Raw genomic sequence first — 25,845 nt, forward strand, 5'->3', positions numbered from 1 at the left:
TTAGAAATCTAAATTTTAAACTGCCGCTGAGACTGAAAACTATCGAATAATCATAACTTTCTTGACTTTAGTTTCCCCGCCGTCTTGTGCAGAAATAAAAATCATATAAACGCCTGATGCTACTTTATATTTTCCGAAAGCGGTGGTGTCCCATTCTATGGTTCCTCCTTCTGAAGTTGTTTCGTAAACCAGATTTCCTTCGATATCAGTAATTTTTATATTGGCTTTATCAATTAGACCGGCAACTTTTACTGTTCCGGAATAAGTTGGCCTAACCGGATTTGGATATACATAAACATTATTCAAATCTTCATTTGCTCCCGTTGCAATTCCTTTAAACGAAATCATTCCTTTGTTGGTTGCTATAAAAACTTCTCCGGTTGCACTATTAATTTTAATATCGTTTACAGTATTACTTGGCAAAGGCGAATTATTAATTGTAAAATGATATTTGGTTTCCTGACCATTTGGCGAAACCATAAAAACGCCAGAATCCGCAGTACCAATCCATTTATTATTGGCGCCGTCAACTACAATCGAAGTAATAAACTGCTCATACATTAATTCCTGAGCCAGATTATCTTCCATTATAATTATCGGATTTGCTTTTAACTGGCTTTCGGCCTGGAAATTTCCAACATTCGGCAAAACCCTTAATCCTTTTGTTGTTCCTATCCAAAGCTGGTTTTTAGTATCGATTGCTACAGACCTTACATCTGCTGTCGGCAAATTTCCTGCATCGGTGCCAAAGGTCATTTTTTTGAAAGTGTTGGTGCTTTCGTTAAAGGCGATTACACCTTCATTGTTTGTAGAAATCCATTTTACGTTATTTTTATCAATAACGACATTAGCATAGCTTGTATTTTCGGCATTACTTAAAATTGTGCTTGTAGCATAACTCTGCCATTGACCATCTGTTTTTAAAACTTTCAATCCGTTTTTAATTCGGCTGTTTGTTACCCATAGATTTCCTGTTCTGTCAAATGCAGTTCCGTTAATACGAACATCAATATAATTTGGACCTTCATATGTCAAAGTTTCTAAACCGCTGTTTTTTTCATTGTATAAAAAATTCGGAATATCATCTTCAATTCGCAATAATCCAGAGAAAAAAGAACTCGCATAGACTTGTTTTTCATTACTTGGATTTACAATAACACGAGTAATCGACTTTGCATCATAAACTTCTGAATATGGGATATTTAACCATTTTGAGTTGTTAAGTTTACTTATACCATAGCCGTCTAAGTCATAAGGATTGTAATAAATATCGTAATCTCCATATACAGCCCAAAGAACATTTGGTGTAACATCAAGTGAAAAGATATTATTTCGTGAAGGACCGGTTGGTGTATTGTTTTCAAAAGTTCCAATTCCGGAAAGTGTGGAAGAAAACACCCCTTTTTCTTTAGTTCCGATGTAAATTAAATCGCCAACTGCTGATGCACAGGAAAAGGTCAGATTAATGTCTGGAAGCTGCGTATTAACTATCTCACGATTTAAAATCATTTGACTGTTATATATGTAAACTGAACCTGGGGTTGTAATAAATAAATTGTGATTTACCGCACGCATATCAACAGAAGGCTGCGGAAGCTGTAAAAAACCAACAAAATTATTCGAATTATATCTGTGAATATTTCCTGTTGAATTAATTGCAATAAGTTCTGCATCTAATGTTGTAATACTTGACCAATTCCCCGTATTTACAACAGTCCACTGGCTATAATCGTTTAAATTTGGATTTGTAATATCTGCTCTTCTAATTCCGCTTGAAGTTGCCGCAAAAATAAATCCATTAAAAAAAGCGGTTTGTTTTATACTGATTTCTGCTCCGTTATCTCCTATAAAATAAGTATCTCCAAATTGTAATGTTGTCAAATTGAACTGCACAATTCCAAAATCGCAGGAAACATACAATAACCCGTTATGCTCCATTAAATGGTTAATCTTTTTAATACTAGCAGCTAACTGCTTATTAATGATGTCTACTTTTTTTATTATGCTGCCATCTGTTTCATTAATTATGATCATTAAACCGTTTTCATAACCAACAATTGTCTTTTTGAAACTTTCGCTATGATATACAGCAGAAATTGTCTGTCCGGAAAGTCCCTCGACAGTTGTTATTGTTTTTACCGCATTTGAAGCCGTATTTTTAGAAAACAAAGCATTTTCTGAAGCAGTAAAAACCGTTGTCGAAGATTCTGAAATATCTTTTATTTCATTAAATGAAAAATAGCCCTGCCAGGACAATTGACCTTGTGCAAAGCCAGATTGAAACAGTACTAAAAATAAAACGTAAAGAAACTTTCTTGTCATTTTTTACAGATATCGGATAGACAAATATACTACAAACGAAAGTATTTGATTTTTCTTCTTCTACTAAATAAAAAAATGCTCTCGATTTATCCTTACGACAAATGAGAGCATTTTTCAATTGTAATTAATCTTAAACTACACCCTGAGCAAGCATAGCATCGGCAACTTTAACAAATCCGGCAATGTTAGCTCCTTTTACGTAGTTTACATAACCATCATCTCCTGCACCGTATTTTTTACATTGGTTGTGAATTCCAACCATGATATCTTTTAATCTTAAATCTACTTCTTCGCTTGTCCAGTTTAAACGAATAGAGTTTTGTGTCATTTCTAATCCAGATGCAGCAACTCCGCCGGCATTTGCCGCTTTACCAGGAGCAAAAAGTACTTTATTATCTAAGAACAGTTTAATAGCATCTAAAGTTGATGGCATATTAGCCGCTTCAGTTACACATAAAACACCATTATCAATAAGCTTTTTAGCATCCTCTCCATTCAATTCGTTTTGAGTTGCACATGGAATTGCAATATCAACTTTTACTTCCCAAGGGCTTTTTCCTTTGTGGAAAACTGCGTTTGGATATTTCTTTAAATAAAGTTCTGCTCTGTTGTCTCCAGTAGCTCTCATTTCAACCATGTGATCGATTTTTTCTCCAGAGATACCTTCTTCATCATAAATGTAACCGTCAGGCCCGGAAATAGTAACTACTTTTCCACCTAGTTCATTTATTTTTAATGCTACACCCCAGGCTACATTTCCAAATCCTGAAATAGCAACTCTTTTACCTTTAATTTCGTGCCCAATAGTACGAAGCATTTGATCTGTAAAATAAACTACTCCATAACCTGTAGCTTCTGGTCTGATTAATGAACCACCGTAAGCAAGTCCTTTTCCGGTTAAAACTCCGGTAAACTCATTTCTAATTCTTTTATATTGACCAAATAAATAACCAATTTCTCTGGCACCAACACCAATATCCCCAGCAGGAACATCTAAGTCAGGACCAATATGACGGCATAATTCTGTCATGAATGACTGGCAGAAACGCATGATTTCTCCATCAGATTTACCTTCAGGATCAAAATCAGAACCTCCTTTACCTCCACCCATTGGAAGCGTTGTTAAACTATTTTTGAAAACCTGTTCGAAAGCCAAAAATTTTAAAACTGATAGGTTTACAGTGTGGTGAAATCTGATTCCGCCTTTATATGGACCAATCGCTGAGTTCATTTGAATTCTAAACCCTCTGTTTACGATTATTTCTCCTTTGTCATCAACCCAAGGAACTCTAAAAATTATAGATCTTTCTGGTTCTGCAATTCTAAGAAGTAAATTTTTCCCATCATATTTCTTTCTTTCTGCGATAAATGGAATTACCGTTTCTGCAAATTCCCTAACGGCTTGAAGAAATTCTGGCTCGTTTGGATTTTTTGACTCAACAAGAGCCATAAATTCATTTATTTTTTGTTCCATTTTACAATAAATTATTCAAATAATAGTTTTAAACTTAATCAATTACATAAGAAAATACGTTTTAAGAAAACGTTTTCGTTATAACATACAAAGATATATCAAAATGATCATGGTTTGTTATTTTTTTTTGCTTTTGGAGCAGAATTGTGTATTTTTTAAACAATCTTAAAAATACAATTTTACACCTCCGAATTTACAGCAATTCACCACCTTTAAAGTCAGAAAATTAAGTATTTTGTTATTAAATTTTTAATAGAAGTGTATATTATTTTGATTCGTGTATGTTTTTTTTATATTTGCCAATATTTTGAAAGCCCCAAGAGATGTTTAAACACCTATATTTCACAATTTTCGCCTTATTTGGCATATCTACAATTGCTACCGCTCAGTCGGATTTTGCACAAGAAGTAGGAATTATATTCGGCCCTGTAACTTTTCAGTCGGATTTTGGACAAAGACATAATTTTGATACCAACGTGGGAAATACCGGTTTTGGTGTAGGAATTGTTCACTTTATTAATTTCTCTGCAAATAATAGCAGAGAAAGTTTCTTTACAGAACATTTTAAAGTTAGGTCAGAATTGTCATTCAATACCACAACTCTTAATCATTTTGGAGGTTACCTAGAAACCGCTAAAAACCAATTGGCCGTTTCACAGCTAAAAGCAATGAGCGGTAAATCTACTTTATTAAATCTTGGAGCCCAGTTAGAATTTTCTCCATTTATGAAAATTCACGATTTCGAAAATACTCCGGGCGGTTTTAGTCCGTATGTAAGTGTTGGATTTTTAGCATCTTATTACTCTACAAAAGTAAGCTCAACAATGGGTGAATTAGGAACTCCCGCAACAACTTTTCCAAAATACTTAACTCCTTCAGACGGGCATCAATATGGCTTTGCCAGTGAAAACGGAGTAGCTTTAGCAGCAACAGCTGGTGTTGGATTCCATCTTAAATTAACTCAAATGAGCGATTTAATGGTTGAGGGGCGTTTTCAAGCCTTTAGTTCAGACTGGATTGACGGTTTAAACCCAAACAAAGATCTTTACCCGGAAAATAAGTCAAATGACTGGCAGGTTTGGTTTAATGTTGGATATATCTATTACTTAGAATTCTAATTTTAAAGAAAAATTCCAAAATAAAAAAAATCCAAATTCCAAAATAGTTACAATTGGAATTTGGATTTTTTTATTGCTTTTTTTTAAGATAAAGCCTGCTCTAAATCTGCGATTAAATCATCCGCATCTTCGATACCAACGCTTAATCTTACTAAATCATCCGTTATACCAACTTCTGCCCTTTTATCTGCAGGAATCGATGCGTGTGTCATTAAAGCCGGATGATTTGCCAGCGATTCAACTCCCCCTAAAGATTCTGCCAAAGTAAATACTTTCAATTTTTCTAAAAACGCAATAGAATCTTCTTTTTTACCCGATTTAAATGTAAAAGAAACCATTCCGCCAAAAGCTTTCATTTGTTTTTTTGCAATTTCATGAAATGGGTGGTTTGGCAATCCTGGATAATAAACCGTATTTATTTTAGGGTGTTTGCTTAAATATTCCACTACTTTTTCTCCATTTTCGCAGTGTCTCTGCACCCTTAATGCTAAAGTTTTGATCCCTCTTAAAACTAAAAAACTGTCCATTGGCCCTAAAGTTGCGCCAGTTGCAAATTGTTGAAAATGTAATTGCTCTCCCAAAGCTTCGTCTTTTACAATTAAAGCACCTGCAATAACATCAGAATGTCCGCCTAAATATTTTGTAGCCGAATGCATAACGATATCTGCGCCTAAATCAAGAGGTTTTTGTAAATATGGCGTCGCAAAAGTATTATCTACTGCAAACCAAATTTTATGTTCTTTAGTGATTTTTGCAACTTCTGCAATATCTGCTAATTTCATTAACGGATTTGTCGGCGTTTCAACCCAAACTAATTTTGTATTTTCATTGATTAATGATTTCAATTTTGCAATATCTGTCATATCAACAAAATGGAATTTTATTCCTGAATCTTTATAAATTCTTGAAAACATACGGTAAGTTCCTCCATATAAATCATCCATTGCGATAACTTCGTCACCTGCTTTAAACGATCTTAAAATACAATCTGTAGCGGCTAAACCAGAAGAAAAAGCCAGTCCGCGTACACCGTTTTCTATACTTGCTAAAGCTTCTTCCAGAGCCGTACGGGTTGGGTTCGACGCCCGGCTGTATTCATAATCTGCCAAAGGTTTTCCCGGACTTGTCTGGATAAAAGTTGACGTTTGATACACCGGCGGCATAACCGCTCCGGTACTTGGATCATGATGCTGACCACCATGTATTACTTTTGTATTGAATTTCATATAGTTATAAATTTTAAATCCATAATTGTCGCACAAATTTACCGCTTAATTTATTTTATCCTGATACAACTTCTTACCTTTGTAGATAATTAACACTTTTTGATATGAAAAATTACATATTTATAATCTTTTTGTGTTTGATTTTTACAAGTTGCAAAAAAGAGCTTTCATTTGAAAATGAAACGTTTGAAGAAAAATCTACTATTCCGTGCAAAAACGATTGCCCGAAAATTACAATAGAAGTCCCGATTGCTAAAAATAAGAAAATCATCGCTGACAGCATTAATAAAAAAGTTTTCAATGTAATTAAAGAAATCATTTATTTCGGCGAAGACTCGGCAAAGGTCAATGATTATAAATCATTGTCAAAATCTTTTATTGCTTCTTACGAAGAAATGCATAAAAAATTTCCGCATGATACTTTTGGCTGGGAAGGAAAAATAACGGGAAATGTCGAGTTTGAATCAGAACAGATTTTAAACATCAAAATAGATCATTATACTTTTACCGGCGGCGCACATGGCTATCAGGGTTTCAGGTCTTTATTATTTAATTCAAAAACCGGAAAAGTTATTTTTAACGATCAATTATTTAAAAATGAGAAAGAATTTAAGGCTTTCGCCGAAAAAGAATTCAGGCTCAAATACCAAATTCCCGAAAAAGCAAACATAAACGCAACAGGTTTAATGTTCGAAAACGATAAATTTCAATTACCGCAGAATATTTTCTATACTTCTCAAGGTTTACTGCTTTATTACAATTCATACGAAGCTGCATCTTACGCTGACGGCCCAAAAGAAATAGTTTTTCCGTATGATAAAGTGAGTAAATATTTAAAGTTTCAATAATTTAATTTCGAAAGAAAATTTGGCTAGAGTCCTAATGCCTTCAATTTTTACCTCCAGCTAAAGGTGGAGGCAATTCAAAAAACCTTTGGGTTAGACGCACTGCTGTGCGTCTCTACGTATACATACCTACAAAAAACTTAGAACCTTTCCTTACTGTATATCATACTTCATCTTTCTCAAAACTCGTAAAGCTTCTTTAAAAGACAAATAAGCCTGTCCAAAAGGCTTTAAAAGTAACTTGGCATCAATCAATTTTTGTTTGGCATCATCAAAACCATTTAAATAGCAAATCATAAAAGTTGAAGGAAGATTTTCAAGATCTTTTAATTCGCGGCCAGAAAGAGAGATTCCTTTTTGTAATTTTTGGAGCAATGCAATATTCCCGTTATAAATATGAAACAACATTCGTTTATTGAATTCAGGCGGCTGAAAAAGCATTTGGCGGTCAATTTTATAATAACCGTTATCAAAAAAATGAATCGTTTGTTCTTCCAGCGGATAATAACTTGTTTTATCATTTAGTCCAAGCGGAACATATTCTGTAATTGTAAAAGTATCATCATTAAAGAAAATCGTAACCACATCCTGCGCCGAATAAAAAAGTTTAACTTGTTCATTAATCAGTTCAATATCAACGCGGGATAAAAAGGTTTTATCTCTGGATTTTTTTGGAACTCCGGCCCAGCAGATCACAAACAATTCTTTAAAAACATTATATTTTGGCGACATATCTTTATGTCTGAAATTCATAAAATCAATTACACCGTCAAGAGTATACTGAATGCTGTTTCGGGAACTATTTTCGATACCAATTACCGTTTCTGTATTTTGATAATTTTTTTCAACTTCTTCGCTAATTTCTAAAGGAACCGAATTACTACCGCGTCGCACAAAAATACTATTGGCAGCAATAGTATGAATTCCTTTTTTGAAATAGGAAATTTTGCTTTTGGGTTTAATAGTCACCAATCCGATTACTTTATCTTTTGGAAGATTCGGAAATGGTACATTTTCATATTGAATTTTAGGCGGATTTTCCAGAAAAGCATTAACAAGATTCTGGATTCGGCTATCGTCAAAAAAATCATCACCAACAATTTCGTTATCCTGATCTTCTACTCCAACCACGATATAAGAATTATTGGTTGGATTTGAATTTGACAACGCACAAATATGTTTTAGAAACTTTCCTTTTCCTTCTCTGGAATGAAGATTCAGCTGCCTTTTTTTATCATAAAAACTGCTCTCATCATTATGCGCGAGTAAGTTTTTTATTAAAAGGCGTTTATTGATCATGGTTTATGTTTTTTCTGCCGCTAATTGCACTAATTTACACTAATTAAAAACTCGTAATTATTTTTTTTGCACTTCTATAACTTTAAAACGTAAAAAAGACGCACTTCTGTGCGTCTTTACAATAAAATCTCTTATCAAATATTTTTCTTGACAATCGTTGATGATGCCTGCGCAGTACTCATTACAACTAAATCGGCGATGTTTACGTGATATGGTCTTGAAACTACAAAATGTATAATATCTGCAATATCTTCTGCCTGCAGCGGATCAAAGCCTTTATAAACATTTGAAGCCCTTTCGACATCACCTTTAAAACGCACTTCACTAAATTCTGTTGCGACCATTCCCGGATGAATTGCTCCAACTCTAATTCCGAATGGATTTAAATCAATTCGCATTCCTGCTGTAATAGCATCAACTGCATGTTTTGAAGCGCAATATACATTTCCGTTTGGATATACTTCTTTGGCAGCTGTTGATCCAATATTAATAATATGTCCCGATTTTCTTTCGATCATTTTTGGCATTACCGCTTTCGAAACATACAAAAGGCCTTTTACATTAATATCAATCATAGCATCCCAATCGTCAACATCTCCGTTCTGGATTGGATCTAAACCGTGTGCATTTCCGGCATTATTAATTAAAATATCAATTGCCGAAAACTCCTCAGGTAAATTATTAATGCTGTCAAAAGCAGCATTTTTATCCCGAACATCAAAAGACAAAGAATGTACTTCTGTAAAAGCCGAAAGTTCTTTTTCCAATTCCGTTAAACGATCAATACGTCTTCCGCAAAGGACAATTTTATAGTTATTTTTACCTAATATTTGCGCAGTTGCTTTTCCAATTCCGCTTGTGGCGCCAGTTATTAAAACAGTTTTTTTCATGATTTAAGTTTCCTACTTTTATTTAAGAGATAACCAAACTTTTTCCTTAAAATTCGATTAAAATTTCTACAAAATTACGGCATAAAGACACTAAATGAATTTTATTCTGCGTTATTAATTTACTAATTTAAAAAAAAGAAAGTCATGAAAAAAGTAAAACTTAATTTAGAAATACTTCTCCTGACATTGCTGCTTTGTTTATTTTTTACAAGTTGTAACAGTAATGATGACAACAACTCTCAAACTTCAAAAATCAGCGTAAGGATGAGTGATGCTCCAGGCGATTACGACGAAGTAAACGTTGAGGTATTAGACGTTAAAATCAAAAGCAATTCAGAAACCGGCGAAGACGGATGGGTAAGTATTGGAAATATAACTCCAGGTATATACAATTTACTTGATTTAACAGGTGGTGTAAATGTTCTTTTGGCAGATAACGAGGTTCCTTCAGGATATTTAGGACAAATCAGATTGGTACTTGGTGAGCATAATACAGTTATTAAAGATGGCACAACTTATCCTTTAAAAACGCCAAGTGCCCAACAATCAGGTCTAAAACTAAAAGTTAATCAAACATTAGTACCGGGTGTAACTTATGATTTTTTATTAGATTTTGATGTAGAACATTCTGTTGTAGTTCAGGCTGGTAGTTCTGGAAATTATAACTTACATCCTGTAATCAGAGTTTCTACAAATGCGGTATCCGGAGCAATCAAAGGAATTGTAACCCCAATTGCTGTTCAGTCATTGGTATCTGTTCAGGTTGGAGATGTAACAGTATCAGCTTATACAAATGAGTTAGGTGCTTTTCAGCTAAACGGTATTCCCGCAGGAACTTATACGGTAACCATCACACCAGATCCGAGTTCGGCATTACCGCCTTTAGTTATTCCTAATATTGTGGTTGTTAATGGCCAAATTACAAACATGAACACTCTGGCTTTACAATAAATAATTAATTCAAGCTGCTAGTTAATAAAGTGTAGTCCCTACGGGCAATGTCATTAAGTTAAGAGGAAATCTATAAAATTACTTAACAGTTTAATTAAGAAAGTAATTAGAAAAATCAGTTTTTATCAGTGTTTTCGCTTTAGCGAATCAGTAAAATAAGCGTCTAATTGTGACGCGGATAAAACAGATTTACTTCGTAAAAACGCGGATAAACACGGATTTGATTTGCAATAATTTTATTTTCTAAAAGCTTAACTTAATGACATTGCCCGCAGGGACAAAAATTGACATGAATAAATTGATTTCTACCAATATGTAATCTCTCCAAGATATTTTTTTGTTACCCCGTTAGGAGTTAAATATTGGCAGCAGAATAATAAAATCTGCCAGAAAAAATATCCCGCAGGGATTAAACTTTTTTAGAGCCGATTTATTTATTGAATTATTAAACTAACAACTTGAATTAATTAATCAACCATAAAAAACAGCTATGTCTAAATATTTAAACATAGCTGTTTTTTTATCAATAATAATTTCACCAATTAAGGCACATCGTCCCCCATACTTTCTGTCCAAATGGCAAACCAGTCTTCTTTGTCCATTTCTAATTCAGCAGCTTTTACTAAAGACTGAATTCTGGCAACATTAACCGTTCCTGCAATTGGAACAACTGCTGCCGGATGTTTTAAAATCCACGCAAGCAAAAGTGTATCTGCTCCTAAATGATATTTTTCAAGTAACGTTGAAAATAATTTTTTCAAACGGCGTGTTTTCTTAGTATCTTCTCTAAAAACAGTTCCAAGCGGATTCCATGACAATGGACGAATTCCGTGTGTCTGCATATAATCCAGGCTTCCGTCAACCATTGGTTCAAAATGTGTTGCAGAAAATTGTACCTGATTATAGCTAATTTCTGTTTTCTGACGAATTAATTCAGTTTGAGAACTTGTAAAGTTTGAAAGTCCGAAATCTAAAATTTTCCCTTCTGATTTTAATTTTTCAACCGCCTCAGCAATTTCATCAGCCTGCATTAAAGGGCTTGGTCTGTGCAGTAAAAAAACATCAACATAATCAGTTTTAAGTTTCTTTAAGGATTCTTCAACAGACCAAATGATATACTCTTTAGAATAATCGTAATGTTTGATTTTATTATTACGGCTTTCTGTTACAAGCTGGATTCCGCATTTCGTAATTAATTGTAATTTTTCGCGTGAAATTTTACTGGCTTTAAATGCTTTACCAAAATCGGCCTCGGTGGTATAATCCCCGTAAATATCGGCGTGATCAAAAGTTGTGATTTTGTTTTCGATACAAATTTGTATCATATTTTCCATTTCTTTTGGTGAAAGGTTTTTATCCCAAACACCCCAATTCATAGTGCCTGAAATTATAGGCGATAATGCTGTTTTGCTCATGGTTATATTGAGTTATTTTTGCTAATAAATATGCTTTTGTAAAACATAATCACCAAAGTTCTTAAAAATATAAAAATAGATTCACAATTCGTCCTTAAAATTAGGTAATTGGTCGAAGTTTTAACCATTCTTTAACATCTTACTTCTTAAAAAATATTCAATTTGCACTCTCAAAAATTAGGCGTAAAAATCAAGGTTTTAAAAATATTTATATGGAAGAAAATACAACGACTTTAGACATTAGAGCGATAAATGAAAAAATTGAGAGAGAAAGTGCTTTTATAGACCTTCTTACAATGGAAATGAACAAAGTTATTGTGGGCCAGAAACATATGGTCGAGCGTTTATTAATTGGTCTTTTGGGTCAGGGACATATTTTACTTGAAGGAGTTCCCGGTTTAGCAAAAACTTTAGCCATTAATACTTTGTCACAAGCGGTTCAGGGTTCTTTCAGCCGTATCCAGTTTACGCCGGATTTACTTCCTGCCGATGTCATCGGAACCATGATTTACAACATTAAAGCAAACGAGTTCTCTATTAAAAAAGGGCCTATTTTTGCCAACTTCGTACTTGCCGATGAGATTAACCGTGCTCCGGCAAAGGTTCAGTCTGCACTTTTAGAGGCAATGCAGGAAAAACAAGTTACAATTGGTGATACAACTTTTAAACTAGATCGTCCGTTTTTAGTTTTGGCAACTCAAAACCCTGTTGAGCAAGAAGGAACATACCAATTACCTGAAGCTCAGGTTGACCGTTTTATGCTAAAAACGGTAATTGATTACCCAAAAATTGATGAAGAACGTTTTGTAATTCGTCAAAACTTAAAAGGAAGTTACGAAAAAGTAAATGCCGTAGTTTCTGTAGAACAAATTTTACGTGCGCAAGAAGCAGTTCGTGAAGTTTATATGGATGAAAAAATCGAAAAATATATTCTGGATATCATCTTTGCTACTCGTTACCCAGAGAAATACAAATTAGCCGACTTAAAACCACTTATCAGTTTTGGAGCATCTCCCCGTGGAAGTATCAACTTGGCAAATGCTGCTAAATGTTACGCTTTTATCAAACGTCGTGGTTATGTAATTCCAGAAGATGTTCGTGCTGTTGTACATGATGTATTACGTCACAGAGTTGGAATCACATACGAGGCTGAAGCCGAAAACATTACTTCTGTAGACATTATCAACAAAATCGTAAACGAGATTGAAGTACCTTAAAAAATTTTAGATTTTAGAGTGTAGATTTTAGATTTAAAACCTACGCTCTAATTTGGAATCTAAAATCTAAAATCTAAAATCTGCAATCCGAAAAAATGGATACAAAAGAGCTTTTAAAAAAAGTACGAAAGATTGAAATCAAAACCAAAAGACTGAGCAATCACATCTTTTCGGGAGAATACCATTCTTCATTTAAAGGGCGCGGGATGACTTTCAGCGAGGTGCGCCAATACCAATATGGCGATGATATTCGTAACATCGATTGGAATGTAACCGCACGCTACAACGAAGCCCACGTAAAAGTTTTTGAAGAAGAAAGAGAATTAACCATGGTTTTAATGGTTGATATTTCAGGTTCTGAAGGTTTTGGTTCAAAAAGTCAGTTTAAAAAAGACATCATAACAGAAATTGCTGCAACGATGGCTTTTTCGGCTACACAAAATAATGATAAGATTGGATTGATCTTATTTTCTGATAATGTCGAATTATATATTCCGCCAAAAAAAGGCCGTTCACACGTTTTGAGAATTATTCGTGAATTAATCGAATTTGAACCAAAAAGCCACAAAACAGATATCTCTCAAGCCTTGAAGTTTTTATCAGGAACACAAAAAAAGAAAGCAATTGTTTTTATGATTTCTGATTTCATGTCTGAAAATTACGAGCAGACTTTAAAAATTGCTTCTAAAAAACACGATATTACAGGTGTTCGCGTATATGATATCCGTGAAGAAAAAATCCCAAATTTAGGAATGGTAACGATGCTTGATGCTGAAACGGGAAAAATTCAATTGGTAAATACAGGCTCAAAAACAGTGAGAATGAATTACGAAAAGCATTATCAGGAACGCGTAAATTATTTCAAAGATATTTTCAGTAAATCTGGCGCTGGTGTTGTAAACACAAGAGTCGACGAAAATTATGTTACTAAATTATTAGGCTATTTCAAATCAAGGTAAAGATTTAAGATTTTTGATTAACGATTTTTGATTTATGATGTATATGATTTATGGTTAAAAGGAAGAATTAAGGAATGACTAAACAAGAATTAGAAAATAGATTGATTGATTTTGCTGCAAGCATAATATTACTAACAATTACATTTGAAAAAAATTACGCTGGAAATCATTTATTAGGTCAAATAACTCGTTCCAGCACATCACCTGCTTTAAATTATGGCGAAGCGCAAAGTGCAGAAAGTAAAAAAGATTTTATCCATAAAATGGGAATTTGTCTCAAAGAGTTAAGAGAAACATTTGTTTGTTTAAAAATAATAGAGAAAGCAAATCTTTCAACAGATCATGAAAGTTTGATACGAGCAAAAACGGAAGCTAATCAGTTAATCTCAATTTTTGTCTCAAGTATTAAAACATCAAAAAATAATTCATAAAAAAGAACAAAGATTAATATTTAAGTTTCACAATAAATCTGAAATCAAAAATCGTTAATCTTCAATCGTTAATCATAATGAAATTAAAGTTTTACATATTTTTATTTTTGCTTTCTTCGGCTGTTTTTGCTCAAAAACAAGTCGAAACCAGCATTGATACCACCAAAAATAAAATTGGAGCCGAGTTTAAGCTAACGCTGAAAACGGTTGTAAATGCTAATTCGAAAGTCGTTTTCCCTAAACTAAAAAGATTTGGCCCTTTAGAGGTTATTCAATCCTATCCGGTTGATACTGTAAAGAAAAACGACACTTACGAATTAATCAAAAAATATGGATTAACACAATTTGATTCGGGAAGATATGTAATTCCAAGTGTTCAGATTTTAATTGATAAAAAACCTTATTTCTCAGATTCTATTCGTGTAGAAGTTGCTAATGTAAAAGTTGATACTTTACAGCAAAAAATGTACGACATTAAAGATATTACTGCGGCTGACAGCGGCATTGGCGATTGGTGGAAATACGTTGTGGCTTTGGTTATTATTTTAGCAATTGGCGCAGGAATTTATTGGTATGTTAAAAAACACCAGAAAAAGAAAATCGAAGAAGAAGTTTATAAAACGCCAATTGAAAAAGCGACAAGTTTATTAAACAATCTGGAGTCAAAAGAACTTGTTCAAAAAGGCGAAATTAAAGAATATTATAGTGAACTAACTGACATTGCCCGTAATTATATTGAAGAAGCGATTCATATTCCGGCAATGGAAAGTACAACTTCTGAATTAATTCAGGCAATCAGAACAGCTTCGACTAAAAAGAAAATGACTTTAACGCCTGAAACGGTGGAGAATTTAGAACGCGTTCTACGCCAGGCCGATTTAGTAAAATTTGCCAAATCGAAACCGCTTGATTTTGAAATTACGGAAGACAGAAATAAAATCCAGAAAGTAATTTTAACGCTAGACAATGCAATCCCAACCGAAGTTCCGGCTGAAGAAGAAGATCAATTGCTGAACGAAGCGCAAAAGCAAAAACAAATTCAGCTTCAATTAAAAAAACAAAGAAATAAGCGAATTGCCATTACTGCTGGCTCTGTTGTATTCCTGATATTGGCAACAGCAGCTTTTTTCATTGCCACAAAAGGTTTTACATACGTAAAAGACAATATTATTGGTCATCCGTCTAAAGAACTTTTAGAAGGCGAATGGGTTAAAAGTGAATACGGAAATCCGGGCGTTATCATTGAAACCCCAAAAGTTTTAAAACGAATGGATGCATTAAAAGTCCTTCCAAAAGAAACAATGGCGTTGATTAAGGAAATGCAGCTTTTTGCATACGGAAGTATGATTGACAATTTTTATGTAGCAGTTTCAACCACTAAATTTAAAACTCCTACCGATATTGATTTATCAAAAGCTTTAGAAGGTGCTTTAAAAGTAATCGAACTTCAAGGTGGTCAAAACATTATTGTTAAACAAGAAGATTTCCAGACCAATCAAGGTATTCAGGGTATAAAAGGTTACGGAACAATGACTGTTTTAAATCCAGCAAATAAAACGAGTATAAAAGGTTATTATGAAATCCTGCTTTTTAAACAAGACCAGGGATTACAGCAAATAATCATCTTTCATGAAGAAGGTGATACGTATGCAAACGACATTACAACCCGAATTTTAAATTCTGTTGAACTTAAAAAAGCAAGTAACTAATGAATAATCAGATCACTTTTTTAAATCCGGAATTCTTTTGGTTGTTTCTATTAATTCCAATTGCTATTGGCTGGTTTTTTTGGAAAAGAAATCAGCAGTCGGCTACATTAAAAATGAGTTCGACTGCAGGTTTTAAAAACAGCGAATCGTTATTGACCAAATTAAAGCCTTGTTTATATATTTTCAGGATTATTGCCCTAAGTTCACTGATTATTGCTTTAGCAAGACCAAGAACAGTAGACATCAGTAATCAGACTAAAACAACTAAAGGAATTGATATTGTAATAGCAATCGACGTTTCTGGAAGTATGCTCGCAAAAGATTTAAAGCCAAACCGTATGGAAGCTTTAAAAAGAGTTGCTGCCGATTTCGTTGAAGAAAGACCAAATGACAGGGTTGGTTTAGTTTTATACGCTTCTGAAGCTTATACAAAAACACCTGTTACAAGCGACAAACCAATTATTCTTGAAGCAATAAAAGGAATTAAATACGATACCGTTTTACAAGATGGTACCGGAATTGGAATGGGTTTAGCAACGGCAGTAAACCGTCTTAAAGACAGTAAAGCAAAAAGCAGGGTCGTTATTTTAATGACTGACGGTGTTAATAATGCCGGTTTTATTGAACCGGAAACTGCTGCAGATATTGCAAAACAATACGGAATAAAAGTATATACAATTGGTATTGGAACAAACGGAATGGCCGAATCTCCATACGCCTATGCACCAAATGGAGGTTTTTTATTCAAAATGCAGAAAGTTGAAATCGACGAAAGATTAATGAAAAGTATCGCCCGCAAAACAGACGGAACTTATTTTAGAGCAACGAGCAACGATAGATTAGCCGAAATATACAATTCGATTAACAAATTAGAAACAACCGAAATCCAGGAATTAAAATTCTACGATTACGATGAAAAATACAGAGTTTTTGTTTTGGTCGCAGCATTTCTATTACTGCTTGAAGTTGGTTTAAGAAATACAGTTTACAGAAGCTTCATTTAATTTTGGATTTAAAAAAATCTAAAATCTAAATTCAGAAATCTAAAATTTAAAATGGAATTAGACGAAAAAAAATATTTATATCTCTTACTATTACTCCCAATTGTGGTGTGTATTTTCCTTTTCAACATGTATTGGAAAAGAAAAAAACAACGGGAATTTGGTGATTTAGACATGGTACGAAAACTGAGTCCGGACCGATCTGTTTTTAAACCTGTTTTAAAATTATCGATTTTGCTTTTGGCGTTGGCGTGTTTAATTATCGGTTTGGTAAATCCGAAAATTGGAACAAAAATGGAAACCGTAAAACGTGAAGGTATTGATATCGTTTTTGCTGTCGACGTTTCTAAAAGTATGCTTGCCGAAGATGTGGCACCAAGTCGTTTAGATAAAAGTAAACAATTAGTTTCGCAGATTATAAACTCATTAGGAAGCGACCGAATTGGTATTGTGGCTTATGCGGGAAGTGCATTTCCGGTATTGCCAATTACATCTGATTACAGTGTTGCAAAAATGTTCCTGCAGAGCATGAGTCCTGACATGGTTTCGTCACAAGGAACTTCTCTTGATGAAGCGATTAGATTATCTGCTAAATATTTTGATGAAAAAAGCAAAACAAGCAAACTTATAATCTTAATTTCTGATGGAGAAGACCACTCTGAAGGCGCTGCAGCAGCTGCGGAAGAAGCCAATAAACTTGGAATGAAAATTATCACAATTGGTGTTGGAACAGAAAGAGGAGCAACAATTCCGTTAAGAGAAAATGGTATAGTAAAAAATTACCAAAAAGATCAAAACGGACAAACTGTTATTACAAAACTGAATCAGGAAGGATTAAAAGCTATTGCAAAAGCAACAAAAGGCGGTTATGTATATGGCGGAAATACCAAAGAGGTTTTAGAATACATTAAAAATGCTTTAAACAATATTCAGAAAACTGAATTTGAATCGACACAAATGGCCGATTTTCAATCGCAGTTTCAATGGTTTATTGGTTTTGGGTTCCTGCTTTTATTTGCAGATATTTTCCTTTTAGAAAGAAAAACAAACTGGATTAAAGAGTTGAATTTATTCAACGAAAAGAAATAAAGATTCCGCTCGAAATTCGGAACAAAAAATAAAAAAATTAGAATGAAAAATTTACTTCTTTATATTTTACTAACGCTTCCTTTTGCAGTTTCTGCTCAGAAAAAAGACAAGACATTGCCTGATGCCAATGAAGAATATAAGCAGAATAAATTTACTGATGCTGAAGCTAATTACAGAATTTCGGCATCAAAATTTTCAAAACGTGCAGCCGGCTCTTACAATTTAGGAAACTCGATTTACAGACAAAATCAGGCTTCTGAAGCAAAATACGCTTACGCGAATGCCATAAAAATTGCCAAAACAAGACCTGAAAAACATAAAGCTTACCATAATCTTGGTAACGTTTTTATGAAAGAGAAAGATTATACGCAGGCAGTTGAAGCTTACAAAGAAGCTTTACGTAACGATCCTACTGACGAAGAAACGCGTTACAACTACGCTTACGCGAAACAAAAACTAAAAGAAAATCCTCCTAAAAACAACGATAAGAACAAAGACAAGAATAAAGATAAGGACAAGGATAAAAATAAAGATAAAGACAAGAATAAGGACAAAAATCAAGATAAGGATAAGGATAAAAAAGACGACAAAGGCGATAAGGACAAAGATAAAAATGACGGTAAAAATGATCCGAAGAAAGACGACAAGTCTGACAACAAAGGAGAACCTAAACCGCAGCCTGGAGGAATTTCAAAAGAACGTGTTCAGAACTTGTTAGATGCTGTAAACAACGAGGAAAAGAAAATCCAAGATAAAGTAAACGCTCAAAAAATAAAATCAAATCCTAAAAAACCAGAGAAAGACTGGTAAAATAAGTTTAATCGTTTAACCGTTTATTTGTTTAATTGATTCCTTTTAAAACAAATAATAGTTAAACGATTAAACGGTTAAACAAATAAACGACTAAACGGTTAAATGAAAAGATATTTAATTCTATTACTGCTCACTTTTCAAGGGCTTATGGCTCAAGTTCAATTTGAAGCCAGAGTAAGCAAAAACACGCTTGGACTTAACGAAAGACTTCGCATTGACTTCATCATGAATGTCGATGGTGATAATTTTGACCAGCCTGCATTTGAAGGATTTAAACTTGTAGCCGGACCAAGCCAGCAGATAAGCCAGTCCTGGGTAAACGGCCGAAGCTCTTTTCAAAAAATATATTCTTATATTCTTCAGCCTGAGAAAAAAGGAACTGTAATTATTAAACAGGCTGCCATAGAATATAATGGACAGGTTTATAAAACGTCTCCAATAAAAGTTACGGTTACTAATGCCGTTGCACAGGAAAGAGATCCTAATGATCCCAGACAACAAGGCGGAGGTGGTTCCGGAAACGAATTATTACAATTAGTTGCAGAGGTTTCTAAAACAACTCCTTATGTAAATGAACCAATAACAGTTGTTTACAAACTGTATTTTAATGAGATTGGTGTTACCGGATTTAGAGAAATTGCTAAACCAAAATACAATGATTTCTGGAATCAGAATATTGACATCACGCGATTGGTAATGGAAGAAGGAAGTTATCAGGGTCAGAGATGTCATTATGTAATATTAAAGAAAGCCATTTTATACCCGCAAAAATCAGGTAGATTAACAATTGAACCATTTTCATTAGATATTGGAGTGCAATTGCCTACAAATCGCCGCGATATGTTTGGCCAGATGATTATTGCTGAAGACAATAAAGTTGTAACCACAGGAGCCAGAACAATAAGTGTAAGACCACTTCCTGAATCAGGTAAGCCAGAAGGCTTTACCGGAGCTGTTGGTAACTTTAGTTTTAAAGTTACACCATCCAGAACAACGTTAAAAAGCGGCGAAGGCCTGGATTTACTTGTAAGTGCTTCCGGAACAGGAAACATGAAATTGTTTACGCTGCCTAAACCTGTTGTACCAAATGCGTTAGAAATGTACGATCCCGTTCACGATGAAAAAGTAACCACTTCATTGTCTGGAATGTCTGGAAAAATTTCAGATAAATACACTATTATTCCGCAGTACAAAGGAAAATATGCGATTAAACCAATGACGTTTTCGTATTTTGATTTGAGTACAGGTTCCTATAAAACAATAACTTCTCCCGAAATTATGGTTGATGTTTTAGATGGGCCAACTTTAGCGGAAGCGAATCCTTCTACTGCTGCTAAAAACGTAATTACTAAAACAGAACAATTCAAATATATTAAGCCAAAAACAACTTTAACAGCAATTGTTAAAGATGATTTTTACGGTTCAGATTTGTATTATGCCTTATTGTTTTTCCCTTTTGCCATTATTCCAATTATAATTTTGGTTAAGAAGAAAAAAGAAGCAATTGACAGCGATGTAACCGGAAACAGAATTAGAATGAACAATAAGCTGGCGAAGAAATATTTATCGCAGGCTAAAAAACAGCTTAATAACAAAGAAGCATTTTATATTGCGCTTGAAAAAGCAATGCATAATTTCCTGAAAGCAAAACTGCATATTGAAACTTCAGAAATGAGTAAAGACAATATTCAGGAACTGCTTTTATCAAGAAATTCAAATCCTGAAACGGTTCAGAATTTTATTAATTTGACCGAAAACTGTGAAATTGCCCGCTATGCTCCTGCATCAAGTGCTTCAATCCAGCAGGATTATGACAAAGCTGTTTTGATTATTTCAGAATTAGAAAAACAGATCGTTTAATTTTAACACAATCCCGACAGCTATCGGGAGCTAAGAAAAATTGATTTAGATTATGCTGTGTTAAGTTCGCAAAGTTGAAAATCGTATTATATAAGAAAATGAAAAATATATTATATCTCTTTTTACTAATCTCGCAGGTTTTCTTTGCTCAAAGCAGCTTCGAAAAAGGAAATGCTTTGTACCAAAAGGGAGAATATCAGGAAGCTGTTCAGGTTTATGAAGATATTATTAAAGAAAACAAACAGCAGTCTGCAGAGTTGTATTTTAACCTGGCAAACAGTTATTATAAACTGAATAAAGTTGCGCCTTCTATTTACAATTATGAAAAAGCGTTGGTATTAAAACCAAACGATCCTGAGACTTTAAACAACTTAAAATTTGCAAAAAAACTAACGATTGACGAGATTAAAGATGTTCCAAAAGTGGGTTTTGCAAAACTGATCCAGAACTTTACCGGTATTTTTGATTATAATCAATGGGCTAAGATTTCTGTTGCGATTGCTTTTGTGTTTTTGTTAAGCTTTATTGGCTACTATTTTTCACAGCTCAGTATTACAAAAAGAATTTATTTCATTGGAATGTTTATTCTTTTAGTCGCTTTGATTTTAAGCGTTTTTGCCGGAATGTCTGAAAAAGATCATTTTGACAACGATCGCCCGGCAATTGTTTTTTCTGAATTAAGCGAAGTTAGAAGCGAACCGCAAAAAGCTGGTGCAGCCATTATTCTGCTTCATGAGGGCGCAAAAGTTTACGTTATGGAAACGGTTGGAAAATGGAAAAAAATCGAATTAACAGACGGTCAGGAAGGCTGGATTGATGCTGCGACAATTAAAGAAGTAAAATAAGGTTTTAAAAATCTCAAATAAAAAATCCCAAATTCCAATTGTTATCTGGAATTTGGGATTTTCGTTTTTTGGAATTTCATTTATCAAAATTCTTTGTCGATCAACGTTGTGTAAACGCACTGCTGTGCGCCTCTACGATTTTGATTGTCGAAATATCCATGTGTAACCCCAGCATATTGTAGAGACGCACAGCAGTGCGTCTACGTCCAGCATATCGACAAACATTGTGATACACTGTTACTTTTTGAAATTTGACTTAATATTAATATAAAGATCTTTGTCGACAAACGTTGCGGAGACGTACTGCTGTGTGTCTCTACGATTTGCCGGGTCGATTTTGATTGTGAAAATATTTATTGGAAATTATAAACCTTCTCAGGCGTAACACAATAATCCAATTTTATATCAGATTCAAAAACGTCATCGATTTGATTTACGGATTCGAAGAATGAAAGACCAATCTTAATGGTTTCAGATTTGCAATCTGCTAAAAATTTATCATAAAAACCTTTTCCGTAACCAATTCTATTTCCAAAAACATCAAAAGCCAAAAGCGGTACAAAAACAACCTCGATATTTTGAGTTGGAACAGGAAGTCCGTTTACGGGTTCAGGAATATTATATTCGTTTTTTTTGATTTTGGTATTATCCGTCAATAAAAAATGCGTCATTTCTCTGGTTTCAAAATCGCTTTTAGAAATCACGATTTCTTTATCTTTTCCGGAAAGCAAATGCAGAATAAACTCAGTATCAACTTCCTTTTGCTCTGTAATGGGCAAAAAAACATGATAATAGGTTTTATCCCAAATGGGCAATTGAATTAAATTATTGGCAATAGCCAGACTTTTTTTTTCGATATCACTTTCAGAAAGTTTTTTTCGAAGATTTTTATACTCAAGTCTTAATTCTTTTTTACTCGTCGACATTTACAGGAGAATTTTTAGATATATGATAAATCGCATCGCCTTCGTAAACAATTGGCGAATGATTGGCATTAATAACATACCCGTCGTGCGGCGCTTTAACTTTTTGTTCAAACTTTCCAAACGGATCTGTAATAATGGCTAAGATAGTTCCTTTGGTAACAAATCTTCCCACCATATTATAATCATGAAGCAAACCAGAACATTTCGCACGCAGCCAAACCGAATATTTAATATAAATTGAAAGTTCTTCGGCTTCTTCAACAATATGTTTTGGGTCGAGCATATTCAAATAATGCAATAAACGCTTTACACCCATAATTCCTTCATTGGCAATGGCATCATTTATATCGAGTGATTTTCCACCCTCGAAAAGCAGCATTTTTACATTGGCTTTTTCACATGTATTTCTAAAAGAACCGCCAATATTTTTAGAATATAAAGTAAACGGCGCATTAAAAACATCGGCAAGAATTTTTAATTCCGGATTATTTTCTGTGATTCTAATTTGCGGAGCATTAAAACGACTGGCACCGCCGGCGTGAAAATCAACAGCGTAATCAATAATTGGTAAAATCTGCTCTACGATATGATACGCAAATCGGCTTGCCAAAGAACCTTTTTTACTTCCCGGAAAAACCCGGTTTAAATCACGTCCGTCAGGAAACTCACGAGATTTATTCACAAAACCGTACATATTGATAATGGGAATACAAATAATGGTTCCTCTATCAGGACGGTTTATTTTTTTGCTGATGATTTGTCGAACCACTTCTACTCCGTTAATTTCATCGCCGTGAATTCCTGCCGAAAATAAAACAACCGGACCTTCATGCTTGGAACGACGGACAATTACAGGAATATTAAGTTTTGTTGTAGTATGTAATCGCGCTATTTCGACGTTTATGGTTTTATGTTCTCCCGGCAAAATCGATTCGCCAAAAATAACAAGGGGCTTACTATTTTTCATGTAGAATTATAAAATCTAAATATAGAAATTATTCTTTTGATTTCGTAAATTTGAAACTAAATCACTGTTAAGCTTTTTTCAGGAACTAGAATGGTTTTTGAAATCGCTTTCAACTATCTTCAGAAATAAAACAGAATGTCAAAACCGTCCTTAGATCTACAAATTCTCACCTTGCCGGATAATCCCGGTGTGTATCAATATTACGATAAAGATGGGAAAATTTTATATGTAGGTAAAGCCAAAAATTTAAAAAAAAGGGTTTCTTCCTATTTCAATAAAATTCACGATACGGCCAAAACAAATGTTTTAGTTCGAAAAATTGTAACGATAAAACACATTGTAGTTCCCACAGAAACCGATGCGCTTTTATTAGAAAACAATTTAATCAAAACATTACAGCCGAGATATAATGTTTTGCTGCGCGATGATAAAAGTTATCCCTGGATCTGTATTAAAAAAGAACCATTTTCGAGAATATTCCTAACCCGAAGAATGGTAAAAGACGGATCTGAATATTTTGGCCCGTATACCAATTTTAAAATGGTTTATACGATTCTGGATTTAATAAAAGAATTGTACCCGTTAAGAACCTGCAATTACGATTTAAGCAAATCAAATATCGATTCGGGCAAATTCAAGGTTTGTCTGGAATATCATATTGGCAATTGCAAAGGTCCCTGCGAAGGTTTAGAATCTCTGGAAGATTACCAAAGACAGATTGATGCGATCCGCGAAATCCTAAAAGGAAACTTTAAGGAAAGCATGAAAGATTTTAAGCGATTAATGGTTCAATATGCACAAGATCTTCATTTTGAAGAAGCGCAGAAAATCAAGGAAAAAATAGAAATACTGGAGAATTATCAGTCAAGATCAACGATTGTAAATCCGAAGATTACGAATATTGATGTTTTTTCAATTGTTTCAGATGAAAGCGCAGCTTATGTCAACTTTTTACAAATTTCTCACGGTTCGATTATTCGTTCGCACACTTTAGAAATCAAGAAAAAACTGGACGAAAGCGACGAAGAATTATTAGAACTGGCGATTATCGAACTTAGGGAGCGTTTTCAATTATTATCAAAGGAAATCATTGTTCCGTTTGAAATTGATTTGGGCGAAAAAATAAAAGTAACCGTTCCGCAGCTTGGAGATAAAAAACAGATTCTGGATTTATCGATTCGAAATGCAAAATTCTACCGAATCGAGCAGTTGAAACAATTGCAAATTGTAGATCCTGATCGTCACGTTAATAGAATTATGGCGCAGATGCAGAAAGATTTACGTCTTCCGGTTGAGCCTCGACATATTGAATGTTTTGACAACTCGAATATTCAGGGTACAAATCCTGTTGCAGCCTGTGTAGTTTTTAAAGACGGAAAAGCCAGCAAAAAAGATTACCGCCATTTTAATGTAAAAACGGTTGAAGGGCCTGACGATTTTGCTTCAATGACCGAAATTGTGTATCGCCGTTACAAAAGATTATTAGATGAAAATGAGCCTTTACCACAATTAATAATCATTGACGGTGGAAAAGGACAATTATCCGCAGCTTTAAAAAGTATTGACGAATTAGGTTTACGTGGTAAAATTGCGATTATAGGGATTGCGAAACGTCTCGAAGAACTTTTTTATCCGGGCGATTCGATTCCGTTATATCTCGACAAAAAATCAGAAACATTAAAAGTAATTCAACAATTACGAAATGAAGCGCATCGATTCGGGATCACATTTCATCGTGACAAACGAAGCAAAGCTGCACTTAATTCTTCGGTAGAAAGTATTCCGGGAATTGGCGAAAAAACAATGCTTACGTTAATACAACATTTCAAAAGTGTTAAAAGATTGAAATTAGCATCTGAAAAAGAAATATCAGAGGTTGTCGGCGTATCAAAAGCCAAAAAAATTGTCGAATTTTATCATCCAAAAGAAAATTAATTGATTTTGAAAAAACTCTTTTTACATATTGGTATACTATTCGTTTTTTCTATTTCATACAGCCAAAATGAAGTTTCTATATTACAAAAAGACAAAAGTGAATTTAAAGTACGTTTTGAAGATGATTTTGAGACATTGAGAATAAAAAATGCTGAAACCGGGCAAATTCAACTCATAAACAATCTTGAAGCTTCGATAACAGGAAAGCGGTCAAGTTTAGACATTAACGATTATAATTTTGACGGATTTACAGATTTTGCTTCTTTTCATACTGATGACGGAATGGGAGTTTATACGATTTATGAGATTTTTATTTTCAACCAAAAGACAAAACAATTTGATCGCTTAAATTTTCCATCAGGTTTTAACCCTAAATGTGATATGTTTTGTGATGTAAAAATTGATAAAATTAAAAAGACACTTACATCAAGCTGCAGGGGCGGTGCAAGAAATCATTCGGATGTTTGGAAATACGATAAAAACAAAAAATTAATACTTATAAAAACACAATCATATTAAGATAAATTTAGTATAAAGCCGAAAAAATTGCCGA

The 25,845-nt window shown here is 33.9% G+C and carries 22 protein-coding genes; 14 read left to right on the top strand and 8 right to left on the bottom strand.

Annotation, left to right across the window (positions count from 1 at the left end):
- Positions 1-39: 39 nt before the first annotated feature.
- Positions 40-2,322: a T9SS type A sorting domain-containing protein gene (locus tag AABD74_RS03400; protein ID WP_406844677.1), complete on the bottom strand. Its 2,283-nt coding sequence runs from the start codon at positions 2,320-2,322 to the stop codon at positions 40-42.
- A 130-nt stretch (positions 2,323-2,452) separates the two neighbouring features.
- Positions 2,453-3,796: an NADP-specific glutamate dehydrogenase gene (gdhA, locus tag AABD74_RS03405; RefSeq protein ID WP_232681771.1), complete on the bottom strand. Its 1,344-nt coding sequence runs from the start codon at positions 3,794-3,796 to the stop codon at positions 2,453-2,455.
- Positions 3,797-4,119: 323 nt separating this feature from the next.
- On the opposite strand from gdhA, the gene AABD74_RS03410 reads away from it, so the two are divergent.
- Positions 4,120-4,914 carry a THC0290_0291 family protein gene (locus AABD74_RS03410; RefSeq protein WP_232681770.1) on the top strand — a complete coding sequence of 265 codons (795 nt, stop codon included), beginning with the start codon at positions 4,120-4,122 and terminating at the stop codon, positions 4,912-4,914.
- 83 nt (positions 4,915-4,997) lie between these two features.
- Here the strand turns inward: AABD74_RS03410 and AABD74_RS03415 are convergent, their stop codons facing one another.
- Entirely contained in the window at positions 4,998-6,140 is a 1,143-nt protein-coding gene (locus AABD74_RS03415) for a cystathionine gamma-synthase (protein ID WP_406844678.1), read from the bottom strand.
- 104 nt (positions 6,141-6,244) lie between these two features.
- Here AABD74_RS03415 and AABD74_RS03420 point away from each other — a divergent pair, with 104 nt between their 5' ends.
- The gene (locus tag AABD74_RS03420; protein ID WP_232681768.1) at positions 6,245-6,988 is read left to right on the top strand and encodes a DUF3298 and DUF4163 domain-containing protein; all 744 of its coding nucleotides are present in this window, start codon (positions 6,245-6,247) and stop codon (positions 6,986-6,988) included.
- 150 nt (positions 6,989-7,138) lie between these two features.
- Here AABD74_RS03420 and AABD74_RS03425 read toward each other — a convergent pair whose 3' ends face one another.
- Positions 7,139-8,284, bottom strand: coding sequence for an ATP-binding protein (locus tag AABD74_RS03425; RefSeq protein WP_232681767.1), 1,146 nt, complete (start codon positions 8,282-8,284; stop codon positions 7,139-7,141).
- A 134-nt stretch (positions 8,285-8,418) separates the two neighbouring features.
- Positions 8,419-9,174, bottom strand: coding sequence for an SDR family NAD(P)-dependent oxidoreductase (locus AABD74_RS03430; RefSeq protein WP_406844679.1), 756 nt, complete (start codon positions 9,172-9,174; stop codon positions 8,419-8,421).
- Between the two features lie 144 nt (positions 9,175-9,318).
- On the opposite strand from AABD74_RS03430, the gene AABD74_RS03435 reads away from it, so the two are divergent.
- Complete coding sequence (locus AABD74_RS03435; RefSeq protein WP_232681765.1) at positions 9,319-10,125, top strand: DUF4382 domain-containing protein; 807 nt, start codon at positions 9,319-9,321, stop codon at positions 10,123-10,125.
- 542 nt (positions 10,126-10,667) lie between these two features.
- Here the strand turns inward: AABD74_RS03435 and AABD74_RS03440 are convergent.
- Entirely contained in the window at positions 10,668-11,540 is an 873-nt protein-coding gene (locus AABD74_RS03440) for an aldo/keto reductase family oxidoreductase (RefSeq protein WP_232681764.1), read from the bottom strand.
- A gap of 212 nt (positions 11,541-11,752) precedes the next feature.
- Here AABD74_RS03440 and AABD74_RS03445 point away from each other — a divergent pair, with 212 nt between their 5' ends.
- The 9 genes from AABD74_RS03445 to AABD74_RS03485 all read left to right on the top strand — a co-directional run bounded on the left by AABD74_RS03445 (position 11,753) and on the right by AABD74_RS03485 (position 21,464).
- Positions 11,753-12,757 carry a MoxR family ATPase gene (locus tag AABD74_RS03445; RefSeq protein ID WP_053473368.1) on the top strand — a complete coding sequence of 335 codons (1,005 nt, stop codon included), beginning with the start codon at positions 11,753-11,755 and terminating at the stop codon, positions 12,755-12,757.
- Positions 12,758-12,852: 95 nt separating this feature from the next.
- Complete coding sequence (locus AABD74_RS03450) at positions 12,853-13,716, top strand: DUF58 domain-containing protein (RefSeq protein ID WP_406844680.1); 864 nt, start codon at positions 12,853-12,855, stop codon at positions 13,714-13,716.
- A gap of 74 nt (positions 13,717-13,790) precedes the next feature.
- Complete coding sequence (locus AABD74_RS03455) at positions 13,791-14,147, top strand: four helix bundle protein (protein ID WP_406844681.1); 357 nt, start codon at positions 13,791-13,793, stop codon at positions 14,145-14,147.
- A gap of 77 nt (positions 14,148-14,224) precedes the next feature.
- A complete protein-coding gene (locus tag AABD74_RS03460; RefSeq protein ID WP_406844682.1) occupies positions 14,225-15,856 on the top strand; it encodes a hypothetical protein in 1,632 nt (543 codons plus the stop codon).
- The gene (locus AABD74_RS03465; protein ID WP_232681759.1) at positions 15,856-16,860 is read left to right on the top strand and encodes a VWA domain-containing protein; all 1,005 of its coding nucleotides are present in this window, start codon (positions 15,856-15,858) and stop codon (positions 16,858-16,860) included. The genes AABD74_RS03460 and AABD74_RS03465 overlap by 1 nt, the downstream gene beginning before the upstream one ends.
- 51 nt (positions 16,861-16,911) lie before the next feature.
- Complete coding sequence (locus AABD74_RS03470) at positions 16,912-17,946, top strand: VWA domain-containing protein (protein WP_232681758.1); 1,035 nt, start codon at positions 16,912-16,914, stop codon at positions 17,944-17,946.
- Between the two features lie 42 nt (positions 17,947-17,988).
- Positions 17,989-18,756 carry a tetratricopeptide repeat protein gene (locus AABD74_RS03475; protein ID WP_406844683.1) on the top strand — a complete coding sequence of 256 codons (768 nt, stop codon included), beginning with the start codon at positions 17,989-17,991 and terminating at the stop codon, positions 18,754-18,756.
- 105 nt (positions 18,757-18,861) lie between these two features.
- Complete coding sequence (locus AABD74_RS03480) at positions 18,862-20,619, top strand: BatD family protein (RefSeq protein WP_406844684.1); 1,758 nt, start codon at positions 18,862-18,864, stop codon at positions 20,617-20,619.
- 98 nt (positions 20,620-20,717) lie between these two features.
- Entirely contained in the window at positions 20,718-21,464 is a 747-nt protein-coding gene (locus AABD74_RS03485) for a tetratricopeptide repeat protein (RefSeq protein WP_406844685.1), read from the top strand.
- A 353-nt stretch (positions 21,465-21,817) separates the two neighbouring features.
- Here the strand turns inward: AABD74_RS03485 and AABD74_RS03490 are convergent, their stop codons facing one another.
- The gene (locus AABD74_RS03490) at positions 21,818-22,390 is read right to left on the bottom strand and encodes a 5-formyltetrahydrofolate cyclo-ligase (protein WP_406844686.1); all 573 of its coding nucleotides are present in this window, start codon (positions 22,388-22,390) and stop codon (positions 21,818-21,820) included.
- On the bottom strand, positions 22,377-23,357 hold the full coding sequence (locus AABD74_RS03495; RefSeq protein WP_232681753.1) for a succinylglutamate desuccinylase/aspartoacylase family protein: 981 nt from the start codon (positions 23,355-23,357) through the stop codon (positions 22,377-22,379). The genes AABD74_RS03490 and AABD74_RS03495 overlap by 14 nt, the downstream gene beginning before the upstream one ends.
- A gap of 135 nt (positions 23,358-23,492) precedes the next feature.
- On the opposite strand from AABD74_RS03495, the gene uvrC reads away from it, so the two are divergent.
- Together uvrC and AABD74_RS03505 are read left to right on the top strand one after the other, a co-directional pair.
- Complete coding sequence (uvrC, locus tag AABD74_RS03500; protein WP_232681752.1) at positions 23,493-25,292, top strand: excinuclease ABC subunit UvrC; 1,800 nt, start codon at positions 23,493-23,495, stop codon at positions 25,290-25,292.
- Positions 25,293-25,298: 6 nt separating this feature from the next.
- On the top strand, positions 25,299-25,811 hold the full coding sequence (locus AABD74_RS03505) for an XAC2610-related protein (protein WP_406844687.1): 513 nt from the start codon (positions 25,299-25,301) through the stop codon (positions 25,809-25,811).
- Positions 25,812-25,845: the final 34 nt, after the last annotated feature.

It is taken from the genome of Flavobacterium soyae (assembly GCF_045348165.1).
GTDB classification, from domain to species: Bacteria; Bacteroidota; Bacteroidia; order Flavobacteriales; family Flavobacteriaceae; genus Flavobacterium; species Flavobacterium soyae.